Source organism: Pseudomonas sp. RW409, assembly GCF_003184125.1.
Taxonomy (GTDB): Bacteria; Pseudomonadota; Gammaproteobacteria; order Pseudomonadales; family Pseudomonadaceae; genus Aquipseudomonas; species Aquipseudomonas chlororaphis_I.
This window is the reverse complement of record NZ_QHHP01000033.1, coordinates 1-18,842: the sequence shown is the minus strand read 5'-3', so window position 1 is coordinate 18,842 and position 18,842 is coordinate 1. Positions and strand designations below refer to the sequence as shown.

Genomic DNA, 18,842 nt, shown 5'->3' with positions numbered 1-18,842 from the left:
TGAAGTGTCCATGGTATGGATTAACAATTGGGCGATAATCAGCCGTTTCGTTAAGACATATTCAACCCAGGAGAAACAATATGGATGTGCTGGCAGCCATGCGCACCTTTCGCCGAGTGGTGGAGCGCGCCAGCTTCAGCCTGGCGGCCAACGACCTGGGGCAATCCACCGCCGCCGTCAGCAAGCAGGTGCGCCAGCTGGAAGAACACCTGGGCAGCCTGTTGCTGCTGCGCACCACCCGCCGCATGAGCCTGTCGGACGCCGGCCAGGCCTACTTCAGCGAGTGCTGCCACCTGCTCGACGAACTGGCAGCCCTGGAATGCGCGACCCGCGCCGGCACCCGCGAGCCCGGCGGCCGCCTGCGGGTCAACGCGCCGCTGTCGTTCGGCCTCAAGGTGCTGTCGCCGATCCTCGCCGACTTCATGCGGCGCTATCCGCAATTTCGCATCGACCTGACCCTCGACGACCGCCTGCTGGATGTGGTGAGCGAAGGTTTCGACGTGTCGCTGCGGATTCGCCGGCAGTTGACCGACTCGTCACTGATCGCCCGGCGCCTGGGGGAAATCGAGCAGGTGATCTGCGCCGCCCCGGCCTACCTGCAGGCCAATGGCAGCCCGCAGACCGTCGATGAACTACGCGACCACAGCTGCCTGGCCTATCGCCTGGCCGAGCACCCCGGCCACTGGCAGCTGGAAGGCCCGCAAGGCAGCAGTCGCCTGGAACTGCCGGTGCGTTTTGCCGTGGACAACAGCCTGATGCTCAGCGACATGCTCCAGGCCGGGCTGGGCATTGGCGCCCTGCCCTCGTTCATCGCCCAGCCGCTACTCGACAGCGGCCAGTTGCAGCGAGTCCTGCCCAGTCATTCCATGCCGCGCCGGACCATCTATGCGGTGTATGCCAGCAACCGCCATGTGTCGCAGAAGATCCGCTTCTTCGTCGACTTCCTGGCCCAGGCCTTCGGCCCACTCCAGGAGGCCGATCAGGCCGCGCCCGAGCCGGCGGACTGAACCTGGGCCGCCAGCCAATCGATCAGCCAGGACGCCGCCGGCCCCGGTGGCGTGTCGAGGCGGTAGATGGCGTCGAAGCCGTAAGGCAGGCCCTGGTTCCCCGGCAGATTGAGTTGCACCAGGCGCCCGCTGGCCAGGTCTTCCTCGACCATCGGCGCCGGCATGTTTCCCCAGCCGATGCCTTCGCGCAGCAGCATGTGCTTGGAGCCCAGGTCCGCCAGGCGCCAGCTGCGGGTGCCGACCACGCCGAAGTCCTGGTTGCGCGTCAGCTCGGAACGGTCCGACAGCACCAGCTGCACATGCTCGCGGCCGGCCCCCGGCAGGTTGACCGACGCCTGCGCCAACGGATGCTCCGGAGCCGCCACCGGAATCAGTTGGACGAACCCCACCTGCACCCGCTCGATACCGGCCAGATCGCGGTGCACCATGCCGCTGACGCCCACCGTGGCGCGCCCCGCCAGCACCATCTCGGCCACCGCGCCCAGGGCCTCCATATGCAGGTGCAACTGCACCGTGGGGAACTCGCGGCGGAAGTTTTTCAGTGCATCGACGATGCGCGCCGCCGGGAACATCACGTCGATCACCAGGTGGACCTCCGCCTCCAGCCCCTGCAACAGCCCCTTGACCTTGGCCCGCAGGCCGTCGATGCCGTTGTAGATGCTCCGCGCCTCGGCCAGCACCGTGCGCCCGGCCTCGGTGAGCTGGGGTTTGCGGGTGGTCTTGCGGTCGAACAGGCTGACCCCCAGTTGCAGCTCCAGGTTGGCCATGGAATAGCTGATCACCGAGGTGGCGCGATGCAGCTTGCGCGCCGCCCCGGCAAAGCTGCCGACTTCGACGATGGTCAGGAAGATGCGCAATTGATCGAGGGTGGGCGTGCCGGGGTTGCTGGACATGGTGCTGTTCTCGCAAAGGCTGTGTTCTAAAAAATAGAACATGATACTCGAAATTATTCGGCTATTGCGTTCATAAAGCCAGTGGCAAACTTCTCTCCATCGCGGCCCACCAAGGTGGTGAGGCCGAACCCACTGAGAGAATCCAGCATGTCCACACTGACCAACAGCCTGTCCGCCACCTCGAACACCAACGCCAGCATCAGCTTGATCGGGCGCGTCCTGCTCAGCGCCATCTTCATCCTGTCCGGCTTCTCGAAAATCGCCGCGCCGGCCGCCATGGTCGGTTACATCCAATCGGTCGGACTGCCCTTCCCGCAACTGGCCCTGGGCATCGCCATCGCCGTGGAACTGGGTGGCGGCCTGTTGCTGATCGCCGGCTACCGCACCCGCCTGGTAGCCCTGGGCCTGGCCGTGTTCAGCGTGGCCACCGCCCTGGCCTTCCACAACAACCTGGGCGACCAGAACCAGTTCATCCACTTCTTCAAGAACATCGCCATGGCCGGCGGCCTGCTGCAAGTGGTGGCCTTCGGCGCCGGTCGCTTCAGCCTGGATGCCCGCCGCCAGGGTTGATCGGCCTGCCCCACGACAACGCGGCGCCCAAGGGTGCCGCGTTGTCGTTTTTACCAGCAAGCCAGAGACCCCTGGCTTCTGTAGGAGCAAGTCGGATCGCCGCCCGCTCGCTCCTACAGAAGAACGTTTGTTTTCGACAAACCGGGGTCAGTCACTCATCAAGGCTGGGTCGGCACATCCAGCCCGACCTTGACCCGGCTCATGGCTACCAGGGTCTTGAAGCGCTTGACGTTGTTGTTCTCGAAGAACAGCTCGCGGGTCAGTTCGTTGTACTGGGCCATGTTGCGCACGGTGAAGATCAGCACGAAATCGCACTCGCCCGCCACGTAGTAGCACTGCTGCACCTGCGGGCAGGCCTGGAAGCTGCGCTTGAGCGCATCGAGCTGATCGATGCGTTCGCTCTCCACCTCCACCTCGACAATGATGCTCAGCTCATAGCCCAACGCCTCGGGGGCGATGACCGCGCTGTAGCGCTCGATCACCCCTTCATCGCTCAGGCGCTTGAGACGCCGGTTGACCGCCGCGGTGGACAGGTTCACTCGCAACCCCAGCTCGCTTTGCGGGGTGCGCGCATCGCGTTGCAGTTCGGCGAGCAGTTTCAGGTCGTAGGCATCCAGGCTGATGGTCATGCGGGCAATCCATGGGCGGGCTATCAGTGGTGGGCAATCGGTGGCGGACAATCATGAAATGAAATTGTGCAAAGGCTGGCGATTATGCGAAACAAATTCGCCAGCCACGCAATATTATTTGGGGCCAGGCCAGTGGCACGCTGGACTCGACGATGGCGGGCCCGGCCTGACGCTTCCTGCAACCTTCGAACGATTGCCTGGTCACACTCCCCGACGCGCTCGCCGCCGGCGCCATGCGCCAGCTGGCCACCGGCAGCGCCCGGGACATTCCCCTGCCGGCCGGCGAATCCGGCGCCGCGGGCCTCGCGGGACCGGGCCTGATGTGCAAGGATGGCGCGCGGCGCAAAGTCGCGCACCTCGACGCCCGTTCGCGCGTCCTGCTTATCCACACCGAAGGCGCCACGTCGCCGGCGGTGTATCAACAACTGGTCGGTGAAACGGCAGACTCGGTCCTCCAGCGACAGCAGCAATGGCGCCAAGCGTCCATTGGCTGACAGGCGCCGGGGGTGACCGCCAAGGATTTTTATGACAGCCCTCAACACCCACACCTCGCAGCAACAGATCAGCCCCGGCCGCCTGGAACAGATGGCCACCCGCATCGCGTTTTTCATCGCCGGTTTCGGCATCGCCGCCTGGGCGCCGCTGGTGCCCTACGCCAAGGCCCGGGCCGGGCTCGATGAAGGCACATTGGGCCTGTTGCTGCTGTGCCTGGGGGTCGGCTCGATCCTGGCGATGCCGATCGCCGGGGTGCTTGCCGGGCGCTTCGGTTGCCGGCGGGTGATGGCCGCCGGCAGCCTGCTGATCTGCCTGGCCCTGCCGCTGCTGGCCACGGTGAGCACGGTGCCGCTGCTGATCGCCGGGCTGTTCATGTTCGGCGCCGGGCTGGGCACGGTGGATTCCACGGTGAACCTGCAGGCGGTGATCGTCGAACGGGCCAGCGGCCGGCCGATGATGTCGGGCTTCCATGGTCTGTTCAGCCTCGGCGGCATCGTCGGCGCGGCCGGGGTCAGCGCCATGCTCGGCCTGGGCCTGTCGCCGCTGGGTGCGACCCTGGTGGTGGTGGCCTTGCTGGTCGTCGCCCTGCTCAAGGCGGCACCACACATGTTGCCGTACGGCAGCCAGAGTTCGGGCCCGGCCTTTGCCGTGCCCCACGGTGTGGTGCTGTTCATTGGCTGCCTGTGCTTCGTGGTGTTCCTCGCCGAAGGCGCGGTGCTGGACTGGAGCGCGGTGTTCCTCAGCGCCGAGCGCCAGGTGGATGCCGCCTATGCCGGCCTGGGTTACGCGGCCTTCGCCCTGACCATGACCGTCGGCCGCCTGACTGGCGATGCCATCGTGCACAAGCTGGGGGCCAGGCGAGTGATCGTCATGGGTGGTTCGGTGGCCGCCGCGGGCCTGCTGCTGGCGACCCTGGCACCGGCCTGGGAAGCGGCGCTGGTGGGCTATGCGCTGGTGGGGGTCGGCTGCTCGAACATCGTGCCGGTGCTGTACACCGCGGTGGGCAAACAGACCGTGATGCCCGAAGCCATCGCCGTGCCGGCCATCACCACCCTGGGTTACGCCGGCATCCTCGCCGGCCCGGCGCTGATCGGCTTTATCGCCCACGGCAGCAGCCTGAGCATCGCCTTCGGACTGATCGCGGTGATGCTGATTGGTGTGGCGGCCAGCGGGAAAGTGTTGAAGGTTTGAACCCTTTCGCGGGCAAGCCTCGCTCCTACAGACACACGTCCCTTGTAGGAGCGAGGCTTGCCCGCGATACGCTCGTCCAGCCAACGCTGCACGCCCAGGCACCCTGTTGTGTTTTCGAGATCGCAGGAAGGCCCTGCGGGCCTTTACGCAGCCTGCGGCAGCGGCTACAGGGATTTGCGCCAGGCATAAAAAATCGCGGGCAAACCTCGCTTCTGTAGGAGCGGCCGGTCGACGCTCGATTGCCCGCGATACGCCCGTCCAGCCAACGCTGCACGCCCAGGCACCCTGTTGTGTTTTCGAGATCGCAGGAAGGCCCTGCGGGCCTTTTCGCAGCCTGCGGCAGCGGCTACAGGGATTTGCGCCGGGCATAAAAAATCGCGGGCAAACCTCGCTTCTGTAGGAGCGAGGCTGACCTGTCCAGGTATTCAACGCAGGATTTTCCTTTGACATCCCATTGGCAATATTCTGCAGACTAGGGAGATGACAGCGAGAGAAGCAAATAGCCCCGGCAGTGCCGGGGCTATTTACTCTTGAACTGCCGTCTTTGAAGACGCTGTTCCTTTTGCACCAACTAACCCAGCAAAATATCCTGCGTATCTACAGCTTCCCAATTAATACCTCTATCTGCTTGATCATCCACAGCAAGAGCCGACCCCTCCACTAAGCCCCAAACACTTACTCATCGATTAAAGCAAACCCAAAAAACAAGCAATATATTTTTTCATCTTCCATTTCACTTAATTCGTACCTCGCCCTATCAAACCCCGAGTTAGTTTTCGAAATTTTCAAATGCATAAACTGCGTTAACCCCCCACCAAACTCTTTAACACTCAATGAGCTAACATCGTAAAAGCAAACCTTAATTTTTTTTGAATCGTAGCTTTCCGACTCAGCCAGAGTTAACAGAAGATTATATTTTACAATACCATCTTCAGACTCAATACACATAGACTCCACACAGTTATGCCCTATAAGCAGCTCGTTAAGCTCATCTTTACCAATCATCTATTCACCCTCGTCCCTCTACCCTTTTCACCAAAACCTGGCCCATATTCATATATATGCGTATGAGGATCAGAATGATACTCATTAGGTTTCGATGGATCTCCGTACCCATGGTTCGAATAGTCTGTTCTTTTAGACATACGACCATACTCATCATATTCAATAATAGAGTTTTCCAGTTTTCCTGTCTTAGGGTTGTACTTCTCTTGAGTGACTGCTTTCGTCCCTGGCGTGGTTTGTCTTGGAACATTTTTATGCCATGCCTCATCCGGAAGCACAGGCCCTTCTTTTCGTCGAGCCCAATAAGCATATGCCTTGTTGACCTGAGCAGACCCAATTACTGGCTCAGCCCCGGCAGGCCGTGGCCCACGCATACCAGCTATGCCACCCGCCATACCTGCAATCGCACCTAATACTGGTTCCCACTGCCCGACCACATCACCAAGTTTGACCATGCTTTTGAGGGCGCGATCAGTCAGCAAGAACTTATAGTTTTCACAGGCTTGGGTCGAACAGCTCAGTTTATCAAGAACTGTCAGACCTGCTGCGATCTGCCCCATCTGGTCTTTGGCATAGACAGCACCACCTGTCTGTAGCGCCTGCTCAAAAAGCTCGTCACTCAGCTCTCCGAAACCTCGGTCTTTCCAAGCTTTTATTTGGCAACTTTCATCGCCTTTACAACTGTTCATGCTCTCAACGAAATCACGTGAATCGCTGTGGTTCAGATTGTTATATTGCGTTGCGTTCGCTGTTACTGCAGCTGCGACGGATGCATCGCCTCCCGTAACAGCCGCCGTCAACACGCCGATCAGTTGAGATGCCGCCAGCATCTTACTGACCCCTTGCTGGTACTCGAGACTGTTTTTGTCGACTCCGACCGGCAACAATTTGTCAGCCAGAAAATCCACTACGGCTTCGTTCGCGCCTGCGGCCAGGGCTCCAGTACGGAAGTCCCCGCCCATCGCTTCGGCCATCAGTCCACCGAGCGCGGCGTGCATGGCCACTTTCGTCAACTTACCGTTGTCAAAGAGCGTGACATCTCCAATCTTGTTGGCCCCTATCGCCCCACCGATGCTGATCCCCGTCCCCACCGCAGACTCGACCAAGTTGTCCTTCAAACTGCCGCCCATGATCGCGGTCTTGGCCACCGAGTCAGCAGCTACCTTGATGGCCACGCTTTGAGCGCTGGCCAGGTCAAGTTTCAACTCGGTGGGGTTAAAGCCAAACTGGGAGGCAATGCCCGCCGTCACACCTGCCAACACATACCCTTTGAGGCTGTCCGACGAGACCGCATCCTTGAAAGTAGCGCCTAGGTTGCCTTTGTTATTGATTGCGCTGGCCGCCGTCTGCGCAACGGCGGCCGAGAAGCTGGCGCTCGCTGCAGCCGAGGCGGCAGCTGCCACAGAAGCAGCGGTCGTAGCTGATGCACCAGCCGCGGCAGCCGCGCCGGAGGCCGTGGCACCTGCGGAAGCTCCGACGGTGGCAGCTGTAGCAGTCCCCGCCGTCAGCACCGTAACAATGATGATCACCGCCAGCATTGCCCCGGCGCCCATACCAGAGTTGCTGTACTTGAACGACTCGTGGGTTTCCTTCACCAGGCGCCAATCCACATCACCACGTTTTTCTGCGTCTTTAAGCCATGCCAGCTGTGGATCTGCCTGCACCATCGCATCGATGGTCTGGCTCACCGTCTTCTGGTCAATGTGTTTGATATCGATCTTGAGGCCATCGACTGCCTTGATCGCCAATTGTCCCTGGGCCACTAGCTCGCTCTGTCGCAGGGTTTCATCGGTGTTGCCTTTCCCCTTGGCACTGTTCCACGACAGGCTGTTGCTGCTCTTCGTATGACTCTCCTGATGCAGGTCCTTCACCCCTTCGAAGGTGATCTCCCCACCGCTGGCCAGCGTCAGGTCGCTGCCACTCTCCAGCTTCGCCGCCTGGTACTTCTGGTCTCCGCCGCTGACCAGCGTCAGATCGCCTCCAGTCGAGATCTCGCTGCCGACGTGGGTGATCTTGGTGACTTCGTCACGTTTGGTCTGCTTGCTGCCCCAACTGCCTTTTTTCTTCTTGTCGTACAGCGAGTAGTCGCTGTCTTGCGCCGCCAGCAGTTCGAGGTTGTCGCCGGCCACCAGATAGGCTTCATCGCCGGCGGTGATACGGCTGGAGATCAGCGCCATGTCCTTGCCGGCGCTGAGGTCCACGTCGCCACCGGCGCTGAGGGTCGTGGCGACCTGGCTGACATGGTCTTCCTGGCGGGTGACTTTCTTGGTTTTTTCGTAGGAGTGCTGCTCGTCCGCCGCCGAGGACAGCGTCAGGTTCTCGGTGGCCGCCATGGCGATATTGCGTTTGGCTTCGATCTCGCTGGCGATGGCGTTGATATCGCGACCGGCCTTCACCGTCAGGTCACGACCGGCGCTGACCTCGGAGCCGATCTGGGTGATAGCGCTGCTGTAGTGGTTTTTGCCCAGCGCCAGGCTGCTGTTGAGCTCGGTGGAGACGATATTGGCGTCGCGCCCCGCACTCAGGCTCATGTCCCGGCCGCTTTGCAGAACGCTGCCGGGATTGGTGATGTCACGACCGGCGGAAATGACCATGTCGTTGGCGGCTTCGATACGCGCGGCGCTGTTTGCGTAATCCTTGTGCGAATAACCCCGTACCACGCTGTCCACCGAGGTGACACTGCGCTCGTTGAGCACATCACCGCTGATCGCGTTCATCGTCACGTCACGACCGGCGATGATGCCACCCGCCTTGTTGGTGATGTTGTTGCCCGCCAGCAAGTCCAGGCGATTGCCGGCCTGGATCAACCCGCTGTTGACCAGGTCCTTGCCTGCCGTGGCCGACAAGTTGTTGGTGGCCCGCAAGGTACCGACGTTGTCGAGGTTCTGGCCAGCGATCAGGCTCACGTCATTACCGGCAATCAGCGCACCGGTCGGGCCGAGTCGATCGTTGGCCTGGGCCATGTACAGCACCGGCACCAGCACTTTCTCGCCGTTCACTTCGTGCTCTTCGAGCCAGACGATATCGTGGGTCAGTGCCGCGACCTGTTGCGACGTGAGGGTCACGCCTACCGACAGGTTGAGTTGATCCTTGCTGGCGATGGCATTGTTCATCAGGTACTTGAACTGAGCCTCGTTGGAGTTCTGCCCAGCGAGAAATGCCTGGCCGGTACGCGCAGTGATGGCTTGTTGCACCAGACGCTGTTCGTAAAAGCCATCACCCAGGCGCTTGGCGCTGATGTCCGGGTCGTAACCGAGGCCGGCCAGCAGGTAATCCGAACTCATGAACTGCTTGAGGTCGGTGAGTACCGGGTTGGTTTCGATCAGGTACTTCTGCGGATTAGGCTTGAACGAGCTGTCCGGCACGCCTTGGACACGGGCCACGGCCTGGCTGGCCACTGGAGTGGCGACTGCTGGATTGGCCACCGCGGGGACAGCGCCGGTCGATACGTTCCCGACACCAGGCGAGGTCACGCTGGTCAACGGATCACGCGGGTTGAGCGGCAGTGTTGGCACGCTCAGGTCCGGCCCTGTGGCGACCGCGCTATGGCTGGCCCCCTCGACATGCACGGCTCCCACCTGGGTGATAGCGCCAGCATTGCCTTCATGACCTGACAACACCAGGGTGCCGCTATTGTCGGCAGGGGCGCTGACATCGATCGCGCTGGCGCTCAGATTACTGTCGGTGGCTTGACGGGTGACCCGGGTCAGTTGCCGATCGCTGGAAGCCACTTGGGCGACATCATCGATCTGGAAACTGCGCGCCTGGATATCCGGCAGGTTCTGTTGGCGCTGGGCGCTGCTGACCGAGGCGCTGCCCAGGGTCCAGCTTTGCGGCCCGCTGTTGGCCTGGGTCGCCTGTTGGGCCGAGCCGCCTTGGCCACTCAAGCGGAACATGCCGTTCTGCCCTGTCGGCAAGGTGAAGCCGGGCAGGCTCAGCGGGTTGACTTGTTGCTGTGCCAAGTCCGGAGGTAGCTGGCTGTTGAGCCTGACAACAGTGGTGCCGGTACCGCTTGCCCTGGTATCGGCGACTTTGTTCGTACCACCGGCGGCGCTGTAGTCCTGGTGGATGACGCTGTTCTGCAGATCCTGGGTGGCGGTGATCGAAACATTGCCACCGGCCTGGATCACCGCATTGCGGCTGCCACTGGTACTGACGGCACCACTACTGTCTTTGGCGATTTCAACGTCGCTGAGCTTGGTGAACTGAGAGAACTGGCTCGGCAGTTCAAGCAGGTTGTTCGGGTCGTACTGGGATAACGTCGTGTTCTCAAAGCCGTATTTCAGGCCAGGAAATACAATGTTATAGGCGCTGCGTGTATCGACGGTTGCCCCCGTATCGGCGTCTTTGAGAGACACCACCTTGTACGATTGACCGTCTCGCCCCGGCTCTCTGTAATAACCCGATTTGGGTATGGCCTTGTGGATGTTGTCGTCCAGATCCAGGTAATACACATAAGGGAAATCAGGGTTGTTGCGCTGGTTGTAAGGCGTCAGGACATCGGAGAACAGCTGCCCGGTAGCGCCCGAGCCCATGTCGTAGACCTTGTACAGGCGCGTGCGCTCGATGGTCCCGTTCTGCGCGCCGATGTTCTGCAGGCTGCCGGCCGTGATGTTGATATTGCCGCCCGCGCTCACCGTGCTCTTGCTATTGAGAAAGCTACCGCCCTGGAAAGTGAAATCCCTGCCCGCTGTCAGTAGCGCCGAGGCACTGGTGTCAGTGTCGACACTTTCGTAGACCTCACGGGCCGCCAGCGTGAAGGTGTAAACCTTCCCTTTGCAGTCATTGCACATATTGGCGATAAACCCCGATACCAGCTTGCGACTGCCCGACGCCACCGCGCCATCGGTACGGTTCTGCAACACATCGGCGTTAAGCGCGAATGCCCCCCCGCTCTCCATTGAACCGGAGACGTTGTAGATCCCCGCAGCCCGGGCGGCGCCTCCGTAACCACCGATCGCCACGTTACCGAGGCCGTACAGATCGCCGTTCTGATTGGTGAAATTGCCGACGCCCAACGTCATATCCGCGCCGCTGAAAATCAGGCCGTGATCATTGAGCAGCGACGGGGTTTTCAGATCGAGGTTCTGCGCAGCCCCCAGGGTCCCGGAGTTAACAAGGCTGCCGGCCTCGACAGTCAGACCAGCATTGGAGGTCAGCCGCCCGGCGTTGCTCAGTTGTCCGCCGATTCGGATCGTCGAGTCCCCACCACCGGCCACACTACCCGCACTGCCCAGATTCATCGAAGCCGCCGTCAGCCCCAGGCTGCCCAAGCTGCTGTAGCGCCCATTACCGCTATAACTGCCGCCCAGCGTCAGGCTGGCCGTGCCGTCGCTGGCAATCAGGCCATCGTTGGTCCAGTTACCGCCGTTGCCCACCAGGCTGGTGGTGGCCAGCAATTGCCCGCTGCCGGTCTGGATCAGGTTGTTGACGTTGACGGTCAGGCGCCCGGCCTGGATCACGCTGCTGTTGGTCCAGCTGTCGGCAGCGAGCGTCAGCCCGCCACGGGTGACGAGGCTGCCACCGGCATTGGTGACGTTGGCCGTGGAGATATCGAAGGTGCCGTTGCCCACATGCAACAAGCTGCCGCCCTGGTTCTGGAAGCTCGCGGCATTCACGGTCAGGTCACTGTTGGCGCTTTCCAGTTTGCCGTTGCGGTTGTCGAACAAGCCGCCGATCTGGAAGTCGGTCTTGCCACCGGCCCCCAGGGCCCGAAGCTGGCCGGTCTGGTTATCGAGACTGGCGGCACGCACGCTGAGGGTGCTGTCGCTCTCGATGATGCCCATACGGTTGTTCAAGTGACCATTGAGGCTGAGGTCGATCCGGTTACCGGCGATCTGACCGTCGTTGTCACCGCTGTTATCGAAATTATTGCCGCTGACTTTGACCAGCCCTTTGGCATACAGGCCGCCGTTACGGTTGTCGAAGTTGGCGGTGGTGATCAGTGCATCGCCGTTCTGGGCGGAAATACGTCCGCCGTAGTTATCGATACCGCCCAATACGCTGAGGTTCAGGCGCTGGGCCTGAGCGATGCCGCCCTGGCGGTTATTGTTCAGGTCGTAACCGTTTTTCAACACGCCGACGATACGGGCTTCCAGCGCGCCCTTGAGGCTGGCGAGGGTACCGCCGCGGTTATCGAGGTTGGTGGCGCTGACCTTGAGGTCACCGTTCTGGGCCAGGAGACGACCGCTCTGGTTGTCGATATCCCCCGTCACGGCCAGGTCCATCGCGCCCTGGCTTTGCAGGGTGCCCTTGGCATTGCCCAGGCTTGCGGCGCTCAGTTGCAAGGTGCCGTTCTGGCTGTATATCAGGCCGTCGCCATTGTTTTGCACGGCGCCCGATACCTGGGTGAGCAGATTGCCGTTGGCCGCCACGGTGCCGCGATTGCGGTTGTCGAGGCCACCAGTGAGCACGCTCATCAACCCCTGGCTGACCAGTTGGCCGCCCTGGTTGTTGATCTGGCTGCTGCGGCTGATCACCAGCGGCCCGCCACTGGCGAGCTTGCCGTTGGTGTTACTCAGGCTGCCGAGCAGGTCGAGATTCACCGCGCCGTTGCTGACCAGGCTGCCGCCGGTGTTATCCAGGGTCGTGCCGGTAAAACCCAGGGCCTGTTGTGCGCTGATCGTCCCGGCGTTGTTCAAGGTCATGGCTTGCATCGTCAGGGCGGCGCCGCTGTCGATCGATCCACCCTGGGTATTGTTCAGCAGGCCGCCAACGGTCAGTTGCTGGCCGGCGCCGCTGGACAGAATGCCGGCGCTGTTATCCAGGCTGGCCGCATTGACGTTCAGCGTTTTCTGGCTGACCAGTGCACCGGCGCTGCTGTTGAGCAACGCACCGCTGATGTTTGCATTCAGGTCGCCACTGCGGCTGGACAGCGTGCCGTTGTTGCGGTTGTCGAGGCTGCCCCCACTCACTGTCAGGCCCTGCCAGCCAGAGATCAGGCCGCCCTGGTTGAGCAAGGTCTCGCCGGTCAGCCCCAGTTGATTGTTGCTGATCAGCTTGCCGCCGGTATTGTTCAGCAGGCGACCAACCAGGTTAGTGCTCTGGCTGCTGGAAATCTCCCCATTCTGATTGTTCAGGTCACGCAGGCGACTGATGCTCAGCGGACCTTTGGCGATCAACAGGCCATTGCGATTGTCGAGGTCCGTGTTGGCCAGGTCGAGGCGCACGCCACTGTCGCCCAGCAGGCGCCCGCCGTTCTGGGTCAGCGCCCCCAGGTTCAGCGTGATATCGCCTTTAGCCGAGACCTCACCGCCGTTGCTGGAGTTCAGGCTGCTGGCGGTCAGGGCCAGACTGCCCTGGCTGTTGATCAGACCGTTGGCGCTGTTGTTCAGCGCCATCGCATTCAGGGTCACGGCACCGCCACCGAGCAGGGTACCGCCCTGGTTATTCAGGTCAGCACTGCTGAGCGTGAGGTTCTGTGTCGCGTTGATCAGGCCTTTATTCTGGTTGTTCAGCAGCCCCGCGACAGTCAGCGTCAAATCGCTACGGCTGCTAACGCTACCCTCAGCGTTATCCAGGCTGTCAGCCCGCACATCGAGGGCAGCCGCGGCGATCTGGCCCTTGAGGTTGGTCAGGGCCTGGTTGACTCGCAGGGTCAGGGCCTGGTTGCTGAGAAGTTTGCCGTTGCTGTTGTCGAGGCTGTCAGCGGTGAGGCTGAAAGCCTGGGCACTGGAGATTTCACCGCCCTGGTTGTCAATGCCCTTGAGGTTACGCAGCTCCAGCGACGGGGCATTGATCAGGCCCGTCTGGTTGTTCAGCTGACCTTGGTTCAGGTCCAGGGTGAGGCTCGTGTTGCTGAACAGTTTGCCGCCCATCTGGTCGAGGCCGGTGACGTTGGCTGTCAATGCCTTGGTGCTGCCGATGACGCCACCGTCGCGGTTGGTGACCTGACCCGCTGTCAGGGTCAGGCTGTCGCCACTGTTCAGGCGACCGTTCTGGCTGTTGTCAAAAGCACCGGTGGTCACCCCCATCGAGCCTTTGCTGCTGATCACGCCTTGTTGACGGTTGTCGAGACTGGCGCTGCTCAGCTCGATGCTACTGTCACTGACCAGCTGTCCACCCTGGTTGCCTAGCGCCGCGCTGGCCTTGACCTTCAACGCGCCGGCACTCGACAGGCTGCCAGCGGTGTTGCTCAGGTTGGCGCTGGTGACGTCGAGTTGGCCTTCGCTGCTGATCAATCCCTGATTGTTGGTCAGGTCGCCGCCCAGGCCCAAGCGCACATCCTGCCCACTGCGCAATTGACCCGCCGTGTTGTCCAGGGTCTGGCCATCCAGGGTCAGGCCGCCCTTGCCATTGATCAGGCCCTGATTGCGGTTCAACACTTGATCCAGGGTCATGGTCAAGCCCATGGCCGCAATGATCTGGCCACTGTCGCTGTTGTCCAGGCGCTTGCCGGTCAGGCCAATGTCGGCGCTGCTGGAAAGCTCGCCACCCCGGTTGTCGATACTGCCCACCTCGAGTTTCAGCGCTTTTGTAGCGCCGACCAGGCCGCTCTGGCGGTTGTCGAGTACGGCGCCGGTCAGGCCCAGGGCGCCGCTGGCGATGAATTGCCCGTTCTGGTTGTCGAGGGTGTTGATGGTGGCCGTAACGTCGGCCTTGCCAGCGACCGAACCGTCGCGGTTGTCGAGACTGTTGACGGCCAGCAGCACGGCCCCGTCGCCGATCAGGGTGCCGCTCTGATTGGTGAAGGCTTGAGTCACGCCCAGGTCGACCTCGCCACGGCTGCTGATCAGGCCATGGCTGTTGTCCAGGCTGGCGCTTCGGCTGTTGAGGGATGTCGCGGAAATCAACCCGTTCTGGTTGTTCAAGGCCTGAGCGATACGCAAGGTCAGGCCCTGCTTGCTCAGCAGCTTGCCAGCGCTGTTGTCGAGGTCTTGCGCGGCGAGCATGAAGGCTTGGGCGCTGGAGATTTCGCCGTTCTGGTTGGCGACGTCCTTGAGGTTGTTGAGCACCAGGACGGGACCATTGATCAGACCCTTGCGGTTGTCGAGCCGACCGTGGTTCAGGTCCAGGTTCAGTTGGGTTTTGCTGAAGAGTTCGCCGCCTTGTTGATCGAGGCCGGTGACGTTGGCCGTCAGGGCCTTTTCACTGGCAATGCGGCCGCTGGCGCCGTTGTCGACCTGGGTTGCACTGAGGTCCAGCGTATCGTCGCTGGTGAGGTGGCCACCCTGGCTGTTGTTCAAGAGGCCGGTGGTGACATGGGTCGCGCCCTTGCCGTTGATCACACCGCTCTGACTGTTATCGAGACTGGAACTGGCCAGGGTCAACCCCTGGTCGGCGAGGACCGAGCCGCCCTGGTTGAGCAACGCACCCAGGCTGGTGACCGACAGGGCGCCGGCACTGCCGACCTTGCCTTGGGTGTTATCCAGAGTGGCGACCTTGAGGGTCAACCCCGCTTCGCTGCTGAGCACCCCGGCGTTATTGAGCAGAGCCCCATCGAGACGAATGTCCAGCCCCTTGAGGCCGGAAAAACTGCCACTGCTGTTATCGAGCCGGGTACCCGTCAGGCCTGCGCTGCCCTTGGCGAACAGTCGGCCCTTGCTCTGGTTGATCAACTGCGCGACCGTCAGCTGCAGGTCGGTTGCGGACAGCAGCTTGCCGCCATCGCTGTTGTCCAGGCGCAGACCGGTGTAGCTCAGGCTGTTTTCGGTACTGGAGATTTCCCCGGCGCGGTTATCGACCTGATCGACATTCAGGGTCAGTGCGTTAGTACTGCCCACCAGACCGCCGTTACGGTTATCAAGCGCCTTGCCCGTCAGCAACAGACTGCCTTTTGCGACCAACGAACCACCCTGCTGGTTCAGGGTATCGACAGTAGCGGTCAGGTCGACCTGACTGGCAATCCGACCTTTGGTATTGGTGACGTCCTGGGCCTTGAGCGTCACCGGACCAACCGCACTGAGCAGGCCACCACTGTTGTCCAGCCGCGAGCCTTCATAGTCAATGGCAGCCTTGCCGCTCAACACGCCCTTATCGCGGTTATCCAGCTGTCCGACCAGTAATTTCAGGTCTTTATCGGCCTGGATCAGCCCTCCCCGGTTATCCGCCAGGTCGCTGCGCAGGGTCAGCCGATCCTTGCCAGACAGGCTACCGCCACGGTTATCCAGGCTACCGGTGGTCAACTCGATGCCACCGGCGGCTCTGACTTTTCCCAGTTCACGGTTATCGAAAGCGCCAACGACCGTGCCCGTCAGGGAACCATCGACCGCCAGCAACACGCCCTCAGCGCGGTTGTCGAGACTGCCAGCATTCAGCGTCAGTGCCTTGCCGGAACCGAGCATCCCGCCCTGGTTATTCAGTGCTCCGCTCAGATCGATGCTCAGCCCGAGATCCCCTGTCAGCTGGCCTTCGGTATTGTTCAGACTGGCCGCTTTAAGGCTCGACAGGCCGGCGCTGGACAAGGTGCCGTTGAGGTTGGTAAGCGCCTCCTCGACGCTCAGGCTCAGGTCCGAATCGCTGCCCATCGTGCCTTCGGTGTTGTCGATGCTGGCGGCATGAACCTTGAGCCCATTGGCCGACACCAGCCCCCTGAGGTTGTTCAGGGTGCGCTCGACACGCAAGACCAGCGCCTGCTCGCTGCCAATCGTGCCATCGGTGTTGTCGAGCGTTTGCGCGGCCAGCGTGAAGCCCTGGTCGCTGGAAATCTCACCGTCCTGGTTGCTGACCCCTTTGAGATTTTTCAGCAGTAACAGGCCAGTGGCATTGATCAGACCGTCCTGGTTATTGAGCTGACCGTTATTCAGGTCGAGGCTCAGACCGGTGCTGCTAAACAGTTTGCCACCTTGTTGATCAAGGCCGCTGACACTTGCCGTCAGGGCCTTGGCACTGGAGATACTGCCTGCGGCGCCGTTGTTCAGTTGGCCGCTGACCAGGTCCAGGGTGTCGCCGCTGGTCAGGCTGCCACCCAGGTTGCTCAGGGTGCCCAGGCTGGTGAGCTGCAAGCCCTTGACGCTGGAGAGCTGGCCAGCGTCGTTGTTCAGGCTGCCGGCCTTGAGCAGCATGGCGCCATCGCCCTTGAGCGTGCCTTGGGCGTTGAGCAACTGCCCGCTCAGATCAAGCTCCAGCTTGCCTTTGGCGTAGAGATTGCCACCTTGGCCGTTGTTCAGCTGCGCAGCCTTGACCTGTACACCCGCCTGCCCGGACAACTGGCCGTTGAGTTGATTGTCGAGTTGGCCGAGGGTCAGATCGATGTCGCCATTGGCGAGCAGTTTGCCGTCATGGCTGTTATTCAGCGTCGTCCCCGTCAGCTTCAAGTAACCCTGGCTGGAGACGTTGCCGCCCTGGTTGTCGAGGTTGTCGATCCCCAGGCTCACCCCCTGGGCAGCGCTCAGCGAACCACCCTGACGGTTATCCACTCGGTTGGCATTGAGCGCCAGGGCGCCGCCGGCGCTGACACTGCCGCCGCGGTTATCCAGGACACCCAGCGTATTCAGGTTGGCGTCGGCCTTGCTGACGATCCGTCCCTTGAGCTGGTTGTCGAGACTGGCGCTGTCGAGGGTCAGCAAAGCATTCGCTGACAACAGACCGGCCTGGTTCAGCAACTGCCCGGCAATCTTCGCCGTCAGGCCGGCACTGCTCAGCAGCGTCCCCTGGGTGTTGTCGAGGCTGGCGCCTTGCACGTTCAGCAACTGGCTGGAAGTCATCGAGCCGGTGGCATTGTTGATCGCGCCCTGACTGTTCAGCGTCAGGCTCCCATCGCCGATCACCTGCCCCTGGCGGTTGTCCAGGTCCGCCACTTGAAGGCTGATGTCACGAGCGGCCAGTTTGCCGCCCTGGTTGTTCAGGCTGGCGCTGCTGATCAGCGCATTGCCGGTGCTCTGGATCCTGCCCGCTTGATGATTGTCCAGTGCCCCCTGGGTTGTCAGGCCCAAGGCGCCCTGACTGATGATCGAGCCTTGTTGGCTGTTGTTCAGGGAGGCGGCTACCAGTTGCAGGTCCTGTTGAGCGCTCAAGCGACCGCCCTGGTTGTTGAAGACACCGCTGGCATTGATATTCAGAGCGCTACCGGCCGCGATCAGACCGGCCACGTTATCCAGGGAGGCAACATTCAAGGTCACCCCGGCGAGGCTGGAAATCTCAGCGCCCGCGTTACCCAGCCCGGCCAGGTTGGCGACCAGTTCACCATTGCTGCTCACCAGCCCGCCCTGGCTATTGAGCAACTGGTTGGCATTGAGATTCAGGCTACCGCTGCTCAGCACTCGGCCCTTGTTCTGGTTATCCAGGGTGCCCGCGCGGATGTTCGCGCTTTGTTTCGCACTCAGGGTGCCGCCCTGATTGTTCAGGGCTTGCGTCGTGGTCACCGTCAGATTGCGGCTGGCGACCAGGCTGTTGCCATTGTTATTGAGGGTCTGCGCATTGACGGTGAGATCACCGCCGGCATTGCGACTGTTATCGGCATTGACCCCGGCCTCGATGATGCCGCTGTTGCTCAGGCGGCCGCCGGCGCTCAGGCTGATGCTGTCGCGCGCAGTCAGGTTTTGTCGGTTATTCAGGTCGCCCTGGGTCCGCACATCGAGCGTGCTACCGGCATGGACCGGACCTTGGGCCTCCAGACTGGCCGCCTTGACCTTGATCGCCGTATTGGCCGAGGCCTGGACCATGCTCAGGTGACCGTTGGCATCGAGCTGGATATCGCCGCCACTGGCGATCAGCTTGCCGTCGAGTTTTACCCCCACGCCCGCTTCAGTTCCCACCAGCTTGATCGCCCCGGCATACATCCCGCCCAGGGCCGAAGAGTCGATCGCCAGTTCCGGCCTGGCGCTGCCGTCGTCGGCGCGGGCGGTGGCGTTCAGTGTCTGGGCGTTGACGTCGTTGCGCCCTGTGACGATGCTCAGGTTTTTCGCCTGGATCTCGGCGTTGATCTTGGCGCTGCGGGTGATGATTTCGAAGCGGTCGACGTTGCTGGCGTTGAGCGTCGCGCCCTCGATGGTCACCTGCCCCTGATCGACCTGATAACGGCTGAGCTGGCCGTTTTCGATCACCGGCTTGCCAGTGGTCAGGGTGGCTTTCGGGGTGTTGATGAAGCCGCAGCCATTGCAGCTGATGCCATA

8 protein-coding genes are annotated in these 18,842 nt (G+C 61.7%); 4 read left to right on the top strand and 4 right to left on the bottom strand.

Features of this window, described 5'->3' with window-relative positions; translation table 11 throughout:
* Positions 1-80: 80 nt before the first annotated feature.
* Complete coding sequence (locus DK261_RS13115) at positions 81-1,007, top strand: LysR family transcriptional regulator (protein WP_110175833.1); 927 nt, start codon at positions 81-83, stop codon at positions 1,005-1,007.
* Here the strand turns inward: DK261_RS13115 and DK261_RS13110 are convergent.
* Entirely contained in the window at positions 980-1,900 is a 921-nt protein-coding gene (locus DK261_RS13110) for a LysR family transcriptional regulator (RefSeq protein WP_110175987.1), read from the bottom strand. The genes DK261_RS13115 and DK261_RS13110 overlap by 28 nt on opposite strands.
* A gap of 147 nt (positions 1,901-2,047) precedes the next feature.
* On the opposite strand from DK261_RS13110, the gene DK261_RS13105 reads away from it, so the two are divergent.
* Entirely contained in the window at positions 2,048-2,470 is a 423-nt protein-coding gene (locus DK261_RS13105) for a DoxX family protein (RefSeq protein WP_009049889.1), read from the top strand.
* Positions 2,471-2,628: 158 nt separating this feature from the next.
* Here the strand turns inward: DK261_RS13105 and DK261_RS13100 are convergent, their stop codons facing one another.
* Complete coding sequence (locus DK261_RS13100; protein WP_110175832.1) at positions 2,629-3,099, bottom strand: Lrp/AsnC family transcriptional regulator; 471 nt, start codon at positions 3,097-3,099, stop codon at positions 2,629-2,631.
* Positions 3,100-3,332: 233 nt separating this feature from the next.
* Between DK261_RS13100 and DK261_RS13095 the strand changes: the two genes are divergently transcribed.
* Positions 3,333-3,593, top strand: coding sequence for a hypothetical protein (locus DK261_RS13095; RefSeq protein WP_041989934.1), 261 nt, complete (start codon positions 3,333-3,335; stop codon positions 3,591-3,593).
* Positions 3,594-3,624: 31 nt separating this feature from the next.
* On the top strand, positions 3,625-4,785 hold the full coding sequence (locus tag DK261_RS13090) for an MFS transporter (protein WP_009049892.1): 1,161 nt from the start codon (positions 3,625-3,627) through the stop codon (positions 4,783-4,785).
* 675 nt (positions 4,786-5,460) lie between these two features.
* On the opposite strand, the gene DK261_RS13085 is transcribed toward DK261_RS13090, so the two are convergent.
* Both DK261_RS13085 and DK261_RS13080 read right to left on the bottom strand, forming a co-directional pair.
* Positions 5,461-5,790 (bottom strand): hypothetical protein, encoded by a 330-nt coding sequence (locus DK261_RS13085; protein WP_016701976.1) that lies wholly within the window; start codon positions 5,788-5,790, stop codon positions 5,461-5,463.
* On the bottom strand, positions 5,787-18,842 hold a 13,056-nt coding region (locus DK261_RS13080; RefSeq protein WP_110175831.1), incomplete at its 5' end, for a hemagglutinin repeat-containing protein. The genes DK261_RS13085 and DK261_RS13080, both read right to left, overlap by 4 nt.